Annotated in this window: 17 protein-coding genes and 4 pseudogenes; 9 read left to right on the top strand and 12 right to left on the bottom strand. The window is 68.5% G+C overall.

All coding sequences use genetic code 11. The features are described from left to right. Together AB0O34_RS19770 and AB0O34_RS19765 are read right to left on the bottom strand one after the other, a co-directional pair. Positions 1–429 carry a hypothetical protein gene (locus AB0O34_RS19770; protein WP_363917179.1) on the bottom strand — a complete coding sequence of 143 codons (429 nt, stop codon included), beginning with the start codon at positions 427–429 and terminating at the stop codon, positions 1–3. Between the two features lie 9 nt (positions 430–438). Continuing rightward, positions 439–543: pseudogene (locus AB0O34_RS19765) on the bottom strand (helix-turn-helix domain-containing protein); the annotation flags it as partial. Between the two features lie 297 nt (positions 544–840). Here AB0O34_RS19765 and nhaA point away from each other — a divergent pair. Together nhaA and AB0O34_RS19755 are read left to right on the top strand one after the other, a co-directional pair. Beyond that, positions 841–2138, top strand: a pseudogene (gene nhaA, locus AB0O34_RS19760) (Na+/H+ antiporter NhaA). Positions 2139–2252: 114 nt separating this feature from the next. Further along, complete coding sequence (locus tag AB0O34_RS19755; protein WP_363917177.1) at positions 2253–2384, top strand: hypothetical protein; 132 nt, start codon at positions 2253–2255, stop codon at positions 2382–2384. 10 nt (positions 2385–2394) lie between these two features. Here the strand turns inward: AB0O34_RS19755 and AB0O34_RS19750 are convergent, their stop codons facing one another. After that, positions 2395–3048, bottom strand: coding sequence for a recombinase family protein (locus AB0O34_RS19750; protein ID WP_363917225.1), 654 nt, complete (start codon positions 3046–3048; stop codon positions 2395–2397). Between the two features lie 403 nt (positions 3049–3451). Between AB0O34_RS19750 and AB0O34_RS19745 the strand changes: the two genes are divergently transcribed. From AB0O34_RS19745 to AB0O34_RS19735, 3 genes are all read left to right on the top strand, one after another. Beyond that, positions 3452–4090, top strand: coding sequence for a DUF998 domain-containing protein (locus tag AB0O34_RS19745; protein WP_363917175.1), 639 nt, complete (start codon positions 3452–3454; stop codon positions 4088–4090). A gap of 119 nt (positions 4091–4209) precedes the next feature. Beyond that, entirely contained in the window at positions 4210–5352 is a 1143-nt protein-coding gene (locus AB0O34_RS19740) for an FAD-dependent monooxygenase (RefSeq protein ID WP_363917173.1), read from the top strand. Between the two features lie 309 nt (positions 5353–5661). Beyond that, entirely contained in the window at positions 5662–5850 is a 189-nt protein-coding gene (locus tag AB0O34_RS19735; RefSeq protein ID WP_363917171.1) for a hypothetical protein, read from the top strand. Between the two features lie 44 nt (positions 5851–5894). Here AB0O34_RS19735 and AB0O34_RS19730 read toward each other — a convergent pair whose 3' ends face one another. From AB0O34_RS19730 to AB0O34_RS19710, 5 genes and pseudogenes are all read right to left on the bottom strand, one after another. Then, complete coding sequence (locus AB0O34_RS19730; RefSeq protein ID WP_363917169.1) at positions 5895–8786, bottom strand: Tn3 family transposase; 2892 nt, start codon at positions 8784–8786, stop codon at positions 5895–5897. Between the two features lie 465 nt (positions 8787–9251). Beyond that, complete coding sequence (locus AB0O34_RS19725; RefSeq protein WP_363917223.1) at positions 9252–9521, bottom strand: aldo/keto reductase; 270 nt, start codon at positions 9519–9521, stop codon at positions 9252–9254. 29 nt (positions 9522–9550) lie between these two features. Continuing rightward, entirely contained in the window at positions 9551–9865 is a 315-nt protein-coding gene (locus AB0O34_RS19720; RefSeq protein WP_363917229.1) for a hypothetical protein, read from the bottom strand. A gap of 10 nt (positions 9866–9875) precedes the next feature. Further along, positions 9876–10322 (bottom strand): annotated as a pseudogene (locus tag AB0O34_RS19715) (alpha/beta hydrolase); the annotation flags it as partial. Positions 10323–10429: 107 nt separating this feature from the next. After that, the gene (locus AB0O34_RS19710) at positions 10430–10684 is read right to left on the bottom strand and encodes a hypothetical protein (protein WP_363917167.1); all 255 of its coding nucleotides are present in this window, start codon (positions 10682–10684) and stop codon (positions 10430–10432) included. A gap of 237 nt (positions 10685–10921) precedes the next feature. Here AB0O34_RS19710 and AB0O34_RS19705 point away from each other — a divergent pair, with 237 nt between their 5' ends. Continuing rightward, complete coding sequence (locus tag AB0O34_RS19705) at positions 10922–11101, top strand: hypothetical protein (RefSeq protein WP_363917165.1); 180 nt, start codon at positions 10922–10924, stop codon at positions 11099–11101. Here the strand turns inward: AB0O34_RS19705 and AB0O34_RS19700 are convergent. From AB0O34_RS19700 to AB0O34_RS19690, 3 genes are read right to left on the bottom strand one after another with little or no spacing between them, the layout of a single operon-like run. Then, positions 11070–11396, bottom strand: coding sequence for a DUF1048 domain-containing protein (locus tag AB0O34_RS19700; protein WP_363917163.1), 327 nt, complete (start codon positions 11394–11396; stop codon positions 11070–11072). The two genes, AB0O34_RS19705 and AB0O34_RS19700, sit on opposite strands and share 32 nt — an antisense overlap. A 1-nt stretch (position 11397) precedes the next feature. Further along, on the bottom strand, positions 11398–11754 hold the full coding sequence (locus tag AB0O34_RS19695) for a DUF1048 domain-containing protein (RefSeq protein WP_363917161.1): 357 nt from the start codon (positions 11752–11754) through the stop codon (positions 11398–11400). Next, the gene (locus tag AB0O34_RS19690) at positions 11751–12077 is read right to left on the bottom strand and encodes a PadR family transcriptional regulator (protein WP_252841205.1); all 327 of its coding nucleotides are present in this window, start codon (positions 12075–12077) and stop codon (positions 11751–11753) included. The genes AB0O34_RS19695 and AB0O34_RS19690 overlap by 4 nt, the downstream gene beginning before the upstream one ends. A 248-nt stretch (positions 12078–12325) precedes the next feature. Here AB0O34_RS19690 and AB0O34_RS19685 point away from each other — a divergent pair, with 248 nt between their 5' ends. Then, positions 12326–12766, top strand: a complete 441-nt coding sequence (locus AB0O34_RS19685; protein ID WP_363917159.1) for a WYL domain-containing protein — start codon at positions 12326–12328, stop codon at positions 12764–12766. Positions 12767–12855: 89 nt separating this feature from the next. Here the strand turns inward: AB0O34_RS19685 and AB0O34_RS19680 are convergent, their stop codons facing one another. Continuing rightward, positions 12856–13770 (bottom strand): methyltransferase domain-containing protein, encoded by a 915-nt coding sequence (locus AB0O34_RS19680; RefSeq protein ID WP_363917157.1) that lies wholly within the window; start codon positions 13768–13770, stop codon positions 12856–12858. A 158-nt stretch (positions 13771–13928) separates the two neighbouring features. Here AB0O34_RS19680 and AB0O34_RS19675 point away from each other — a divergent pair. Beyond that, positions 13929–14195: pseudogene (locus AB0O34_RS19675) on the top strand (Tn3 family transposase); the annotation flags it as partial. Positions 14196–14510: 315 nt separating this feature from the next. Beyond that, positions 14511–15518: an RNA polymerase subunit sigma-70 gene (locus tag AB0O34_RS19670; RefSeq protein ID WP_363917155.1), complete on the top strand. Its 1008-nt coding sequence runs from the start codon at positions 14511–14513 to the stop codon at positions 15516–15518. The last annotated feature ends 167 nt before the right edge of the window (positions 15519–15685 follow it).

The raw sequence follows: 15685 nt of genomic DNA, 5'->3' as shown, positions 1-15685 counted from the left end.
CTACGGCGATGTGGGGGCGTGAAGACCCTCGAGCAGCAAGCTGCACACCTCGTCGAGTTCGGCGCCGATGCCGGGGTTCTGCCATTCGGCCGCGTGGGCGAGGTGGTTGAACTTGGCAGTGGCGTTGAAGACCACGCGGGCGGTGGCCTCCGCGTCGTCGGTGCGGAGGCTGCCGTCGGCGGCGCCGTCGGCGATGATGGCCGTCAGCTGGCCCAAGAGGTCGGCGACGTGGTCGGTGGCGACGCTGCTGTGCGCGGCCGCGAGGATTCCATAGGCGGTGAACAGCTCCGGGTCCTCGCGAATCTTGGCCTGCTTCACGGCCAGGACGGCGTGCAGCCAGGTACGCAGTCTCTGCACTGGCGGGACCGCGCTGTCGGCGGCAATGACGGCGAGGGCGTCGCGGTTGCGGTCGAGCCAGCGCCGGGTCACGGCCTCGCGCAGCGCCTGCTTGGAGGCGAAGTGCTTGTAGACGGCGGCGTGGCTGACCCCGAGTGCCCGTGCGACGTCGACGACGGTTGCCTTGTCCGGTCCGTGGCGGCGCAGGATCTCGGGGGTCGAAGTGCAGCGGAACGAAAACGTACGCTAAGCCTGTTCGCGCAGGTCACCTGTGACGGTTGAACGCAGGATCCGGTGGAAGGCGTGTCCAGACAGAGTCGAGCCGGCCAACGATCGCGGCCCCGTTCCGAGCACTCCCCGGACCGCATCGCGTGGCCGGCTGCCGTTGACCGTGCTATCCCGCCACGTAGATCGTCACGTCGCGTCTTGATATCTTGGTGACAGGTGCGCCGGGAAGTCTGGTCGGCATGTGATCGTCCCGACTCTGCTGCAGGACGGAGTTCCATGCCCGGCACCACCGACCATCGCGCCCCTCGTCTGCTCGCCAGAGGTACCTGGCCCGAGGTCCGGCGGATCGCCGGCATTCTGCGCAAGGAGACCATCGGCGGAGCGTTGCTGCTGGCCGGCGCGATCGTGGCGCTGGTGTGGGCCAACTCGCCGTGGGCGCAGGCGTACGCGGATCTGCGCGCGTTCCGTGTCGGCCCGGCAGCGTTGCACCTGGACCTGCCTCTGGCCACCTGGGCCGCTGACGGGCTGCTGGCGATCTTTTTCTTCGTCGCCGGGCTGGAGCTCAAGCGTGAGTTCGTCGCCGGTGACCTGCGCGAAGCGCGGCGGGCCGTGGTGCCGGTGGCGGCTGCGTTCGGCGGAGTGATCTCCCCGCCCTGCTGTACCTGGCGGTCGCCGGCGCCGAGGCGCCTCGCGGATGGGCGATCCCCACCGCGACCGACATCGCCTTCGCCCTGGCCGTGCTCGCGGTGGTCGGCCGGCACCTGCCCGCGGCGCTGCGCACGTTCCTGCTGACGTTGGCGGTGGTGGACGACCTCATCGCCATCGTCATCATCGCCACCTTCTACACCACCCACCTGTCGGTGCTGCCCCTGCTGGGCTCCCTGGTGCCGCTGGCTGCTTTCGCCGTGTTGGTCCAGCGGCGGGTGCGCTCGTGGTGGCTGCTGCCGCTCGCCTTCACCTGCTGGGCGCTGGTGCACGCCTCGGGCGTGCATGCCACCGTGGCGGGGGTGCTGCTGGCGCTGACCGTGCCGGTACTGCGCAGCAGGCAGGCCGGTGGACCTCAGGCCGGGCCAGGTCTGGCGGAACACTTCGAACACCGCCTGCGGCCGATCTCCGCCGGCATCGCCGTCCCCGTCTTCGCCTTCTTCTCCGCCGGGGTGAGCCTCGGCGGGTTCAGCGGGCTGGCGCGGACGCTGAGCGACCCGGTCGCGGTGGGTATCGTGATCGGCCTGCTGGCCGGCAAGCCGATCGGCATCATGGCCGCGACCTGGTCGGTGGCCCGCTTCACCCGCGCCACCCTGGACGAGGGCCTGGCCTGGATCGACATGGCCGGGCTGTCCGTCCTTGCCGGGATCGGTTTCACCGTGTCCCTGCTGATCGGAGAGCTGGCTTTCGGAACCGGCAGCGACGCCGACGCCCGGGTCAGGGTCGCCGTCCTGGCCGGTTCGGTGGCCGCCGCCGGGGTGGCCGCGGTGATCCTGAGGCTGCGCGCCCGGGTCTACCGGCGCATCCACCAGGCCGAGACCACCGACCTCGACCGCGACGACATCCCTGACCTGTACCAGGACACCTAACACCAACGATCCCGTGCCCCGCAGTCACCCTTCGGCGCTCGCCCAGCCTGCCGGGCCGCTCACCCTGACCAGCGATCAGAGGCACAAGTCATCAGTCCACACGGTATGGCGAACGTGTCCGCTGATCCTCGGCTGGGCAGCCCGTGCCTCGGCGTCGAATTCGGCATCGTCTGCGTACGGGCCGAGGGCCCGTACGCGCCCGGCGCGCTGGCACCGAGCAGCAGGGCGCCGGCCTTGGCCCGGTGAAGTGAGGGGATCATCGCGGTACCGCTTCCAGCGATCGTGAGGCAGCGGCGGCTCGCAGCTCCTGCAGATCGGGGATGTGGTTGTACAAGGTGCCGGCGGAGACCCCCAGCAGCTTGGCGATGGAGGTGATGGAGTGCTCGGGGTTGGGCAACATGTCGCGGGCGGCACGCAGGATGTCGGAGTTGACGACGGTGGGGCGGCCACCGACGCGGCCACGGGCACGGGCGGCGGCCAGCCCCTCGCGGGTGCCGACCACGATGAGCTCCCGGATGAACTCCGCCAGGGCGGCGAAGACGTGGAACACCAGCCGGCCGCCGGGAGTGGTGGTGTCGAGGTTCTCGTGCAGCGAGGTGAAGCCGACCTCGCGGCGGCGGAGGTCTCCCACCATGGTGATCAGGTCCTGCAGCGACCGGCCATAGCGGTCCAGGGAAGGCACGACCAGGGTGTCGCCCGCGGTGAGGAAGGCGTGGCAGGCGGCGAGCTCGGGCCGGTCGGCGTTCTTGCCGGACTTCTTGTCGGCGAAGATACGGCGGCATCCGGCCGCCTTGAGCGCGTCCAGTTGGCGTTCGAGCTTTTGCCCGCCGGTGGAGACGCGGGCGTAGCCGATCCGGATCTCGGTGCGCTGGGCGGGGAAGGCGGCCAGCGGGTCGTCGAGAGGATCCAGGGCGTGAGTCACGCCGTGGGTTCTCTCAACAAACGGTGCCTGAAGGTTGTTGAACGGCTGAGGTTGTTGAAGGGGTTTTTGAAGGGCTGGCGGCCCCTTCGATGCCCTCGTCGGCTGGTCTTCAATAAACGATGGTTTCTTGAAGGCTCTGGCACCGCTCCCGCCGGACGGCGATCAACGGTCGCCACTAAAAACGTAACTTCGATTACCCACAGCTACTTTGGGCTAGGGACTTGAGTGGAGGGCCTAGACACCTGGCCGGACGGGCGACCAGGTGTTACATTCCTGGCAACTGGAAGATCGCACCCAGGTTGGGGTGCGGGTATCGGTGAGCCGGGAAGCCTGGTCGGCCCGCGATCCGTGGGATCGCGGAGCGAGGAGGCTACTTCCGATGCGCCCGACCATGACCCTGCTCGGCTGCGGCATCGCCGCCGGCGTGCTCGTCCCGGCTCTGATCCTGATCGATGGTGCCACCCGGCCCGGCTACAGCCTGCGGCATCACGGCGCCAGCCAACTCGGCACCGGCGAGCGCGGCTGGCTGCAAACGGCCAACTTCGTGATCGGTGGCCTCCTGCTGCTCGCCTTCGCCGCCGGGCTGCGCGGCATTCTTCCCCCCGGACGCGCAGCAACCTGGGGGCCCATCCTTCTCGCTGGCACCGGCCTGGCACTGGCCGTGGCCGGGATCGTGCCCACCGATCCCGCGCTCGGCTACCCGCCCGGCCAACCCGAGGTGGTCACCGCCACCGGCCGCCTGCACGGGCTGGCCGGCCTGGCGCTGTTCACCGGGCTGGCGGCCACGCCGTTCGTGCTGGCACAAGCGCTGAGCGGCGGCAGCCGCCGGTGGGCGGCCTACTCGCGCTGGTCGGGCGCGCTGGTCATCACCTTCGCCGTCGCCGCCGGACTCGTCTTCCGCCTGGACGTCCAGGATGTGCTGCGGCCCGCACCCGCCGGATTGCTCGAGCACGCCGCCCTGCTGGCCGGTTTCGCCTGGATCACCGCAGTCGGCGTTCGCCTGCGCCGTCATGCACCCGCTCAGGCCTGAGCGATGGAGATCTGGGGTTGGCCTTGCTCATCACCAGGGCAGCGAAGGAGCACGGTATGGGAGGCAGTTAGGTATCCGTGGAGATGTCCGGAAGATCTTCCTCAGGCTAGTGAGGTGCCATGACCGAGCGGACAGTCCTGATCTCCGGAGCCGGCGTCGCCGGGCCAACAGCGGCCTACTGGCTAGCCAGGCACGGCTTCCACGTCACCGTCGTTGAACGTGCCGGAACGCCGCGCTCCAGCGGGAACCCGGTAGACATCAAAGGCCCCGCCGTAGGCGTCGCTGAACGGATGGGCATCCTGCCCCGGCTGCGCGAGGCCGCCACCGGTACGACAGGCCTCACCTTCGTCAACGCGGCCGGCAAGCGGGTCGGCCGGATGGACATGCGCGCCTTTCAACGGCCGGGCGAGATCGAGTTACCGCGCGGCGACCTCGCCTCGATCCTGTACGAGGCCAGTCGTGACCATGCCGAGTACCTCTTCGATGACTCCATCGCGAGCCTTGAGCAGGATGGGCACGGAGTCGAGATCACCTTCGAGCGCGCCAGGCCCCGTCGATTCGACCTGGTGATCGGTGCCGACGGTTTGCATTCGATGACGCGTCGACTGACGTTCGACACCGAGAACGGGTTCCTGCGTCACATGGGCCTCTACGTCGCGACATTGCGGCTTCCCGGCTTGTCCGGGGTCGGTCGGGACATCCTCATGCACAACGTCCCTGGCAAAGCGCTCGCCGTCAGCTTCACACCCAGCGGCGCGTTCTTCCTGTACCGCAGTGCGGCCGAACCCGGCTTCGACCACCGCGACCACGAGCAGCACAAGCGGCTGCTGACGCGCGCGTACCAGGACGTCTCCTGGCGCGCGCCCGACCTTCTTGAGCACGTGCGCACCGCTGACGACCTCTACTTCGACTCGGTGAGTCATGTACGCCTGCCGCGCTGGTGGAACGGCCGGATCGTCCTACTCGGTGACGCCGCATCCTGCGTGTCACTGTTCGGAGACGGCTCCACCCTGGCCATGGCGGGAGCGTGCACCGACGCCGAGGAACTGTCCGCGGGTCCGGGCGATCCCGAGGCGGCCTTCCGCCGTTACGAAGCCGCTCACCGGCGCCTGGTCGACCCCAAACAGCGCACCATCAGACAGGCGTCGGCGCTCCTGGTCCCCGCGACGCGGGGCGGCATCCTGGCGCGCAACCTCGCCACCCGCCTGTGGCCCGCCGTGGCCGCCGCCGCCCGCCTGCAGCGCGCTTTCCGTTCGGCATAGGCTGCGGGCCGGTCGGAAGAATAGGAATCCGAACTGGTCACCCGGATCCAACAGATCACATCCACCGTCGACGGCCGTCTCCTCGGTAGACCACCTCACCGCGGAGGCCGACGGGCCATCATCGCGGAGAACTACCCGGCATATGTCGCCGAATACGGCGAGCCCGCATACTCAGGGAGGTACCTGGCGGCTGGGACACATTCGTGAGCGGAGGGCCGGTCAGAACCTACTTTGGGGCTGAGGACATCTCGGGAGTGGAGGGCCGGCGTCGGCGCGGTTGAGACCGCCCAGCACGCCGCGGCGGCCGCCTTGGCGCCCACAGATCTGCGCGGCTCGGCCTTCGGTCTGCTGGCCACCGTCCAACCCCTGGGCAATCTGGCCGCCAGCAGCATCGCAGGCATCCTGTGGACCCTCATCTCCCCGGGCGCCGCGTTCTCCTACCTCACCATCTGGATGATCCTGGCCTTGATCGGCCTACTGATCACCCCACAGCGCTGAGATACGACACCAGTCGAAACCGACAGGGGCCGCTGCACAGCGACTCAGTCCTCCTCGTCCTCGGCGTCGGGATCGGGCGTCTCGGGGTCACGGAGGGGGCGCCGGGCTCCGCCGAGCTCGTGGCGGTAGAAGGAGTAGCGGCCGTGCACGTTGATGTGCTTGCAGATGAACGGTGACAGGCGGGCCACGTCCGCCTCCTGCACCGGGTAACCCTGCTCGCGCAGCTGGATGAGAGCGTCGTCGATGTAGGTGGTGTTCCACAGCACCAGGCAGTTCAAGACGATGCCCAGTGCGCCGAGCTGGTCTTCGAGTCCGTCGTAGTAGCGGTGGAACAGCTGCCCTTTGCGGCCGTGGAAGACCCGTTCGGCCAGGGCGTGCCGTCCCTCCTGCAGGTTGCGAATGCCCTTGATGTCACGCCGCAGTTCCTCATCGTCGATCAGAGCCAGCACGTGCAGGGACTTGAAGACGCGGCCGTAGATGTTGATTGCTTCGCCCAGCGCGGTGGGATGGCCGTCGCGCTGCAGCATCCGCACCACGTCGTACGGGCTGACCTCGCTGGTGTAGATGGAGGCGACCAGCCGGGTGATGTCGTCCCAATGGTGAGCCACCTTGGCCAGGTCCAGGCGTCCGCGGGCCAACGAGTTCAGCGCCCCGTAATCGGCCTCAGGCTGGGTCTTCCACAGTTTCTGATCCGGCAGGTCGGCCAGCGCCGGCCGGTACTCGCGATCCAGCAGGTGCGCGAGCCCGAATACCAGGTCGGAATACGATCCGGTGTCGGTCACGATCACATCCGCGCGGCGGCCCTCACCGCTGGAGAAGATGACGTCCAGGGCGTGCAGGCAGTCGCGGTCTGTGCCGGAGACGACCTTCGCCGCGACGCCGAACGCCTGATCGTTGATCATGTTGAGCCAGGTGACACCACGCTTGGGGCCGAAGTACTTGCGGTTGGGGCGGGCGTAGGCCGACGGGACCGGGACGATGAAGCGCATCCCGTCGATCGCCGCGACCAGGCCGCCACCCAGCGCCCGGGCGAAACCGATCTTCGCCTGATGGGCGATCAGATGCGGGTTGCCCGCCGCGTAGTTCTCCGCCCGCAGGTAGGTGTGGTCGACGTGGCCCAGCCGGTGCCGCTCCAGCGCGGGCACGCCCTTGACCGCGATCGGCGTGTAGGTAATGTTCAGCGCCTGGGCCGTCAGGCAGGCGGCCACCGAGATGTCGAGGTCCTCCAGCTGGGAGGAGGCGCCCGACAGCGACGTCAGGGACGCCAGGAACTGCGGGCACCACGACAGCACCTCCAAGATCGCCTCGGAGATGTCCACCCGCGGCATCATGGCCTGGATCCGGGTGCGCAGGTCGACCAGCGACGGCGGCTCCTCGATCGCCTTCACACTGGCCACATGGATCTTCCCCGCCTCGTCGATGCTCACCGAGGTGTTGGCCGCCAGCCCCGCCCGCACCACCCGGTAGCTGCGATCGAGCACCTCCTCCAACTCCGCCAGGTGCTCGCCGGGGTCATGCGGCAGACCGAGGTCGGTCAGCACGCTGTCCTTGATCGCCTCCCACTTGGCGCCCTCCAGCAGCTGGGCGTTCGGATCACGCCACCGACTGGAAGCCGGGGCGTGAATCTCCCGGCGCTTCAACCTCCGGTGGAACTGCTCCAGCACGCAGAACACATACGCGTTGCGGTCGGCCAGGCCGTCTTTTCGGGCCGGGTGGCCGTACACCAGCCGCTTCCACACCCCGCCCACCACCTGCGGGTCGACGAACCGGACCGGCAGCAAGGTTGCCGAATGCTCGCGTGGCTTGTGCGCCAGCGCGACCGGCAGCGCCTTCATCGCTGCCATCACCCGCTTGCCCTCAGGGTTGGCCTCGAACGCGATCGCCTCGGTGAGCACCTTCACAAACCCCGACACCGTCGGATACCGCGAGGCCATCTCCGCCCGCCACCCGCCGTCGTCATCGGCCTCCGGCGGCGGCACCATGTCGGTGACCACCTCCACCGCATCGCGCAGCTGCGCGCGCGGGATACGCGCCTCGATCATCTCCCACACCTCGAACAGGCGGACCTCCTCACCCCATTCGGTCGCCTCCAGCAGCACCTCCACCGCCACCGCGAGCCGAGCCGAGGCCTTGGCCAGCTTCGAATGCCGCTTCACCTTCTGCTTGTCGGCCTCCCGATGCGCCTTGCCCAGCAACTCGGTGACCATCAGCAGATCCAGCAGCTCCAACGCGTCGTCGATCGTCTTGGTCTCCAGCCGGCGCACCGAGGCCACCAACGTCGCGATCCGCCGCTCATCCGGATGCCGCTTCAGCTGCGCCGAACGCGCCCCCAATCCGTAGCGAGCCAGATCCACCACCCGCCGCCCGGGCACCGCCGGATCCAGCTCCACCCGGCCCAGAGCCGAGGTGAGAATCTCCTCCACGAGGCCCAGCGCCTTGACCATTCCCGGCCCCGAGGCCTTCGACGGGCCGGTCCGCCACCGCTCCAGCTCCGACATCCGCTTGCCCGGCGGCACCTCCAACAGCAGCTCCAGCCGCTCCACCTGCTCCGGGGTCGGCGCCGCCGCCAACGACTCATACAGGCGCTGCGTGGCCGCGTCCCGCTCGCGCGCCACCAGCCGGGTCAGCGTCGTGATCCCCGGCAGCAGCACGTCGTGCTCGCGCAACCAGCGCACCGCCCACTGAAACAGCGCAGTGGGGCCGTCGCCGGAGTTCCACGCGTGCGCCGCCAGCACCGACACCAACTCGGCCTCGCCTTCGGCGAACTCCCGCAACGGATGCATCTTCTGAATCTGCCCCGCGTGCTCGCGATGGGTGCTCTCGCGCTGAGCGTAGGTCTTCACACACGACGCATCGGAGATCCCCATCTGCTCGGCCAGACAGTCCAGGACCTCGGTCGGCACCCCTTCCAGCGGGTCGGCCAGGAAACGACCCAAGTACCGCACAGTCGTGAGCTGGAGCGCATAACCCAGGCGATTGTGTGGCCCGGGGACACGCCTTGATCAGCTTCTTGTCCGCGTCGTCGAGGAAGAACACCTTCTCCAGCTCGACCTGCGACGGCGGCCCGCAATACCGCCCATACCGCGCGGCCTCGCCATCACTCAGGAAATCAACAGGCATCCACGGAAAGTAGAACCAACCTATACGCATCGTCATCGAAGTGATTGAAGAGTTACATCGCGATCACTCAACGTACGGAGGAGCCCGCCGCCGGAGAGGCAACGGCGGTCTGTGCGATGGAACGGGAACGTACGCCAAGCCTCTCCGGGCCCGCGTTCAGCTCTCACGGTTGACCTGCGTGAACGGGCTTAGCGTACGTTTTCGTTCCGCCGTACTTCGACCCCGGATCTCCTGGGTGGCCGCCAGGATGGCGTTCGCGTCCAGCGGGGTTCGGGTAGGCATCAGCGTCTGCCGCCCGTTCGCTCGCTGTCCAGTAGCGCGAGCAGGGCGGGGGAGTAGCGTTCTCCCGCGACCGCCCCTCGCGGGACGGCCTGCTCGATCGCGTCCTGGTCGTCCTCGGTCAGCCGCAGGCCGGCGGCGTCCACCGCCTCGGTGATGCTGCGCGGTCGGCTGGCCCCGACCAGCGCGACGATGTCCCGGTGCACGCGACCCTGCGCGAGCACCCAAGCGATCGCGAGCTGTGCGACCGTGGCGCCGCGGGCGATGGCGATCTCCCGCAGCCGATCTCAAGCTCGGTTGCTCAGCGAGGGCCCCCGCGGTCGAGGGCGGCGACCTCTCGGACCGCGTCGGCGATGGCCGGGGCGTCCTTGCGCAGGATGGCACCGTGGTTGCTGGAAACCTTCGCGCTGATCTTGATGTTCGGGTTGCGCTCGACCACCTGATGGAGGCTGGCGCGAATGCGTTCCTGCTCATCACCCTTGCTTCCGAAGGACGACCCCGACGCGACCACATACCGGGCCGGGACGGTGATGTTGTCCAGCACGGGGCCCAGCTCGCGCTCGCGGGCGATCACGCCGACCTCGATGTTGCTGTTGGCGATCTGTTCGGCGGTCATCCGCGGGGGTCAGGCCTGTCGGGCGCAGCAGTGGCAGCAGCCAGCTCATCCCTCGAAACAGCTTCCGGATCCGCTGCTCTACGGCCTCGTCGAGCCAGTCGTACGGCTGCGCGCCGTCAACCAGGACCGCACCCACGGTACGGGCGGGATTGCGGCTGGCCCAGTGCGCCGCGACGAACGCCCCGTAGGACCAGCCCACCACCAGCGCCCGGTCCACACCCCTGGCCGCCAGAACGGCATCGACATCCCGCACGTTCGTCTCGAACGAATAGTCCGCCGAACGCTTCGATTTGCCGCGAGCCCGCATGTCGTAGGTGATGTGCCGCCACCCCATCCCCAGGTCAGCGATGACCCGCCGCCAGTACCCCTGAGTGGCGGTGTGGCCATTGAGGTAGACCACAGGGATACCGGCACCGCCGGTGTCGGTGACGGCCAGGACCGTATCGTCAACCGGCATCACGCCGGTCCACTTCGCACTGGTCATGGTTCCTCGTCTCTGTCTTCGTTGTCTTGTGGGTTCGCCGGAGTCGCCGGAGTCGCCGGGCAGAGACCGGGAGCACCATGTCACCGGTGTTGGTGTGCGCGCGCCTTGACGATCTGCTCCCTGGGGCCGTCGGCGGTGCCCAGCTCGTTGCGCACGTTGCCGGCCATGGCGTTCACGTCGAGCCGGCCGGCGGTGCTCTCGCGGATGCCGACCTCGCGGTTTCCGACGTAGGTGTGGAGGAACACCTGTCCGACCCGGATGGCGCCCGAGGCGGTCTTCGCGGTGAGCGCGCCGTGCGCACGCTCGACGACGATGTCGCCGCTGGGCGAGTTCACCCGGCAGGTCGCCGGTGGCCTCGCCGGTTCGGGGTATCCGCGAAGTTCATTGACGGGGCCGCGCCGATGAGGGGCTAGAGTTCAGATTCAAGATGACCGAGGCCGCGCTGGAGGCACCGACCGAGACGGTCGAGGACGTCATCTATCCCGCGCGGTGCCCGGCGGCTACAAGACTCTGGTGACGCTGCTGCACGAGTAAAGGCCAAGGGATCTTCGTACCGGCAGCACGAGCAGCGCGTGTTCAAGACCTCCTACACCAATCGCTACCGCACGGGCTTGATTCAGATCATCGAGGCGCTGGAGTTCGGGTCGACCAACACCGTGCATGCGCCGATGACGCAGGCGCTGGCGCTGATCAAGCGGTATAAGGCCGGGTCGACGGGTGTTACTTCTCGGCCGTGCTGGGTTCCCCTCTGATGGACTCCTGATAGATGTCCGCGTAGGTGCGCGAGTCCTTGACCAGGTCGTCGCAGAAGGCAGCGACGTCGTTGCCGATGAGTTCCAGGACTCCCTTGCGGGCCGCGACGCCCTCCTCGAAGAAATCGACGGTCCCCGAGAGCAGGGACCCGTCAAGCAAGTCGATCGGTCCAACCTTGAAGAAGTACCTCTGAATCTCCTTGTAGACGATCTGGTAGTCCGGCGGGAGCGCCTTGACCCGCGCCATGTGCGCCCGCCACTGCTTCTTGCCCTCGATGATGTCTTGGATGCCCACGTCAGCCTCCTAGCCGGCCCAATTTCCTCGCGACGTTCCTGTTCAACTGCTCGCGCCACCGGTCGCGAAAGCTCCGAGCCCCTTCTCCGCCGGCCAGCGCCGCGCAGAAGCCCTCGATGTCGTCACCCAGCACCTCGTGAATGCTCCGCCCGTCGGCCGCTGTCTCTTCGAGCAGCCCCAGAGCACCGTCGAGAATCGGCATCAGGTTTCGACCGGTGAAGTCCGAGTAGGGAGAAAGATGACCCTTGATCTCTTCCCATGCCGCCCGGTAGTCGGCTGGCAATGCCTCGGCCCGAGCTTCGAACGCCTTCCATTCCCTGGTGAGATCGCTGCCTGTCATGGTCTCCCAGAAGTTCATCTCCCGCCCTCCTTGAGCTTGTCGATCCGTGACGTGATGTACTCCCATTTCGCCCAGAACGTCGCGAGTTCTTCGCGCCCCGCGTCGTTGAGCGCATAGAACTTGCGCGGCGGGCCCAGCCCGGACGGTCGTTTCGTCACCTGGACGAGCCCGTTCTTCTCCAGTCGCAGCAGGATGGTGTAAACCGTCCCCTCGACGACGTCGGCGAAGCCGAGTTCGTTCAGCCGACGCGTGATGGCGTACCCGTAGGTCTCCTCGCTGCCGATGATTTCAAGCACGCAGCCCTCAAGCGTGCCCTTCAGCATCTCCGTCAGGTCGTCCATCGTGAATCCTCTTCCGCCCTCCTGGTACTCAGTGGTACTGGGTACCACTACACGGTACCACTGAGTAGTGGACCATGCCCAGCAAGCGGCGAGCACAGACGCCCACCGTCAGGCGACGGTGTCCGCGGCGGGTGGCGGGCCGACCGTGTGACGCCTGCACGCTCACCACCATCGCCGGCGCCTGCCGCGACCACGAGTAGCTGCGCTTCGACTACCAGGGGCGCGGCGGCCAGACCGGCGTTCGCCGCATGGAGCCGCACCGCCTCGTCTACACCGGGCGCCGCTGGTACCTGCTCGCGTGCGACCACGACCGCGACGACTGGCGCACCTTCCGGGCCGATCGCATCCGGCCGCGCCTGCTCACCGGGCCGAGGTTCACGCCGCGCGAGCCGCCCGAGGACGCCGCGAGCCACGTCGTACGCGGGACCGGGTCGCTGGCGTGGAAGCATCCTGCGGGGGTCCGCCTCCACGCGCCCGCCGAGGTCATCGCCGAGCGTGTCACGCCTGCGGGCGGCCTGCTGCGCCCGGGCACAGCTGCGTCCTTGAGACCGGGGGCGATTCCCTGCGTGACCTCGTCGGCTTCCTCACCGGCCTCGACGTCGCGTTCGAGGTGCTGGACCCGCCGGAGCTGGGCCCTGCCGCGCGAGCTCGCCGCCCGCTACATCGCGGCGGCCGGCGGCCCGCCGTAGGGGCCACCGTGCGCAGGAGAGATTCCGGGTTCATTCCGCCCGGCCCTCTGCGTGCAGGCCGGTTCCGGCGCGGCCCTATGTCCGGCAGGTCACCGCGCCGAGCGCACGCCCGTGAAGACCGTTGTGGCGGAGAGGAGGAAGGCGTCTGGCCGCCGCAGGATGCCCTCCGGTGCCCCGGGATCGAGCAGCACGTCGAGTGTCCTGCGGTCCTCCATGTCCAGGGACTCGCTCGCCGTCTCACGCAGCCGGGTCAGATGGGCGTGCAGGAAGGCGCGGGCCGTCTCGCCCAGAGGTGCCGGCAGGTCGAGGAGGGAAGCGAAGCCGCCGACGCCGGTGAGCCCGGCGCGGCTGAGCATCGCGAGCCAGTCCTCGACCACAGGGATGCTGCCGGGCAGCTCGGCTCGCATGATGTTGAACCAGCGCTCCTGGGCGACGTCGAGCCGTGCCTGGAGGCCCGGCCTGCCGATGCCGATGTCACGTGGGAGGAAGCGCATCGGCAGGCCGCCCTCCGCTATGGCGAGCAGCCCGCCGGGCCTCAGCACACCGGCGAGCTCGTTCAGCGCCGCCTGCTGATCGCCGAGGTGATGCACGGCCTTGCTGCTCCAGACCAGATCCGCCGAGCCGAGGCCGCCTTCCCGGTGCTCGTCACCGCCGTCCAGGCCCCTGGGCAGTTCTGCGTGCCGGACGGTCACCCTGCCAGCGAGGCCGAGCCGCTCGGCGCGGGCCTGGGCTCGGTGCAGCAGCCCGGGCGCGCCGTCCACGGCGACCGTCTCGGCGTCCGGGAAGGCTTCGGCGAGCACGCAGGTCATCACGCCCGGCCCGCTGCCGATGTCGAGGATGCGCCGGACCTCCTTCTCCGGGTCGAGCAGCTCCCTCAGGCGGGCCGCCGTCCGGCGGAGGACCGGGAGCTGCAGTTCGCCGCTGTTTTCCAGCTGGGCGGCCATGACCTCCCAGTCGACGTCGGTGTGGTCGTGTCCGTGTCCGGAATCGTGGTGTGGGCTCATGCCGAGGAGCGTGCACCCGCCGGGCGGAGACGGCAAATTCTGGTGCCGATATCGGGAAAGCGGGAAGGAATGCCCGCATGGAGAAGACACCGCCCTACCAAGCGGTCCTCCACAAGCTCGCCCCCGGCTCAGACGGCTGCGTGCCAAACGCCACCGCGGGCCGCCACGACCTGGCGCGACGCGTGTTTCACGGCAAGAAGGGCGAGGTCACCAAGGTCTACTACGACGGCATGGAGGACCAGCTGTCCGCGTTGGGCCTCGTGCTCAACCGCATCGTGCTGTGGAACACCGTCTACATGGACCGCGCCCTGGCCGAGCTGCGCGCCCAGGGCTATCCGGTGCTCGTCGAGGACGTGCCGCGGTTGTCGCCGTTCGTGCGCCACTACATCAGCATCGACGGGCACTACACCTTTCACCTACCCGACCTTGGCGGCAGCCACCGTCCGTTGCGTGACCGGACGCCGAAGACGACGCATAGGGCTTGCCGCCGGCCGGCCGGGATCGGCCGCTGCACTGGGCGATCAGCCAGACCAGCCATATCCGCCCGATCTTCTTTCCCCAGTACTACGGGGACCCCACCTCGACATCGAGGGTGTGCCCGACCCGAACACGTCCCCTGGATCGACCCGACCCATCCGGCCTGACGAACGGCCCGGTGTCAGCGGCTGCACCGCTCAGAAATCCTCCGCCACGTCGTCAGTTCTGGTAGCCCCTCGCCACCCGTGGAAGGATCGACGACCATGACCGACGCCAGGCTGCTAGGCGACGACGAGGCCGCGTTCATCGCGGCGGCCCGCTCAAATGACGCAGCACAGTTCGCGCTCATCACGGAGCGCTACCGGCGTGGGCTGCAGGTGCACTGCTACCGGATGCTCGCGAACTACGAGGACGCCCAGGACATGACGCAGGAGACGTTCCTGCGGGCGTGGAACAAGCGGGAGTCGTTCAAGGGCCACGCTGCGCCGCGGACCTGGCTGTATCGGATCGCGACGAACGCCTGCCTCGACTTCCTGGAGAAGCGCAACGACCGCACACCCATGCCTGCCGAGCTGCCGGGCGCGGGCTCGGAAGTGCTCTACCTGCAGCCCTACCCGGACCGGATGCTCCCGGAGGACCCGCAGGAATCGGTGGTGGCGCGGGAGACGATCGAGCTGGCGTTCATCGTCGCCGTCCAGCACCTGCCGCCGCGGCAGCGGGCGGTGTTCATCTTGCGCGACGTCCTCGGCTGGCCGGCGTCGAAGGCCGCCAACGCCCTCGAGCTGACCGTCGCATCAGTGACCAGCGCACTGCAGCGGGCGCGCGTGACGATGCGCGAGCAGCTGCCCGACCGCCGCCTCGACTGGCGGAGCTCCGCCACCCACGAGCTGTCGAATGACGAGCGCGGCGTGGTGAAGTCGTATATGGACGCCCATGAGCGCAACGACCTCGACGGGCTGATGGCCCTGCTGCGCGACGACCTGCGTTTCGCGATGCTGCCCGAGCCGGGCACCTTGATCGTCACGGCCAAGGACGCGGTGGACGGCTGGGTCTCCGGTGGGCTCTTCCAGCGCCGCCACGACGACTGGCGCTGCATCGCCACGACGGTCAACCGCATGCCTGCCGCCGCGCTCTACCTCCGCACCCCCGACGACCCGGAGTACCGGCTATTTACCATCGCGGTCCTGCACATCGTCGACGGGAAGATCGCCGAGCTCACCGGATTCGACGCCACCGACAAACCATGGCTGGGCCTGCCCCCGACACTGTGATCAGACAAGGCCCCATCGTCGACGAGTCCAGCGCACGGGCCGCCGTCACCGAAGTCACCGCGGAATGAGCACCCCGACCAACTGAACACCACCGCCCCGCCGGCAACGCCGGCGGGGCATCTTCATGTCCGAAGAACATCGTCATGATCAACGACGCCGTCGTCCCT

It is taken from the genome of Sphaerisporangium sp. NPDC088356 (assembly GCF_040685555.1).
In the GTDB taxonomy this organism is placed as follows: Bacteria; Actinomycetota; Actinomycetes; order Streptosporangiales; family Streptosporangiaceae; genus Sphaerisporangium.
This window is presented reverse-complemented; position numbering and strand designations above follow the sequence as displayed.

Coding starts and splice junctions, on each gene's coding strand:
- AB0O34_RS19745 (WP_363917175.1), top strand. CDS start 3,452: ATGACCCTGCTCGGCTGCGGCATCGCCGCCGGCGTGCTCGTCCCGGCT.
- AB0O34_RS19740 (WP_363917173.1), top strand. CDS start 4,210: ATGACCGAGCGGACAGTCCTGATCTCCGGAGCCGGCGTCGCCGGGCCA.
- AB0O34_RS19720 (WP_363917229.1), bottom strand. CDS start 9,865: ATGACCGCCGAACAGATCGCCAACAGCAACATCGAGGTCGGCGTGATC.
- AB0O34_RS19695 (WP_363917161.1), bottom strand. CDS start 11,754: ATGAACTTCTGGGAGACCATGACAGGCAGCGATCTCACCAGGGAATGG.
- AB0O34_RS19690 (WP_252841205.1), bottom strand. CDS start 12,077: ATGGACGACCTGACGGAGATGCTGAAGGGCACGCTTGAGGGCTGCGTG.
- AB0O34_RS19685 (WP_363917159.1), top strand. CDS start 12,326: ATGGAGCCGCACCGCCTCGTCTACACCGGGCGCCGCTGGTACCTGCTC.
- AB0O34_RS19680 (WP_363917157.1), bottom strand. CDS start 13,770: ATGAGCCCACACCACGATTCCGGACACGGACACGACCACACCGACGTC.
- AB0O34_RS19670 (WP_363917155.1), top strand. CDS start 14,511: ATGACCGACGCCAGGCTGCTAGGCGACGACGAGGCCGCGTTCATCGCG.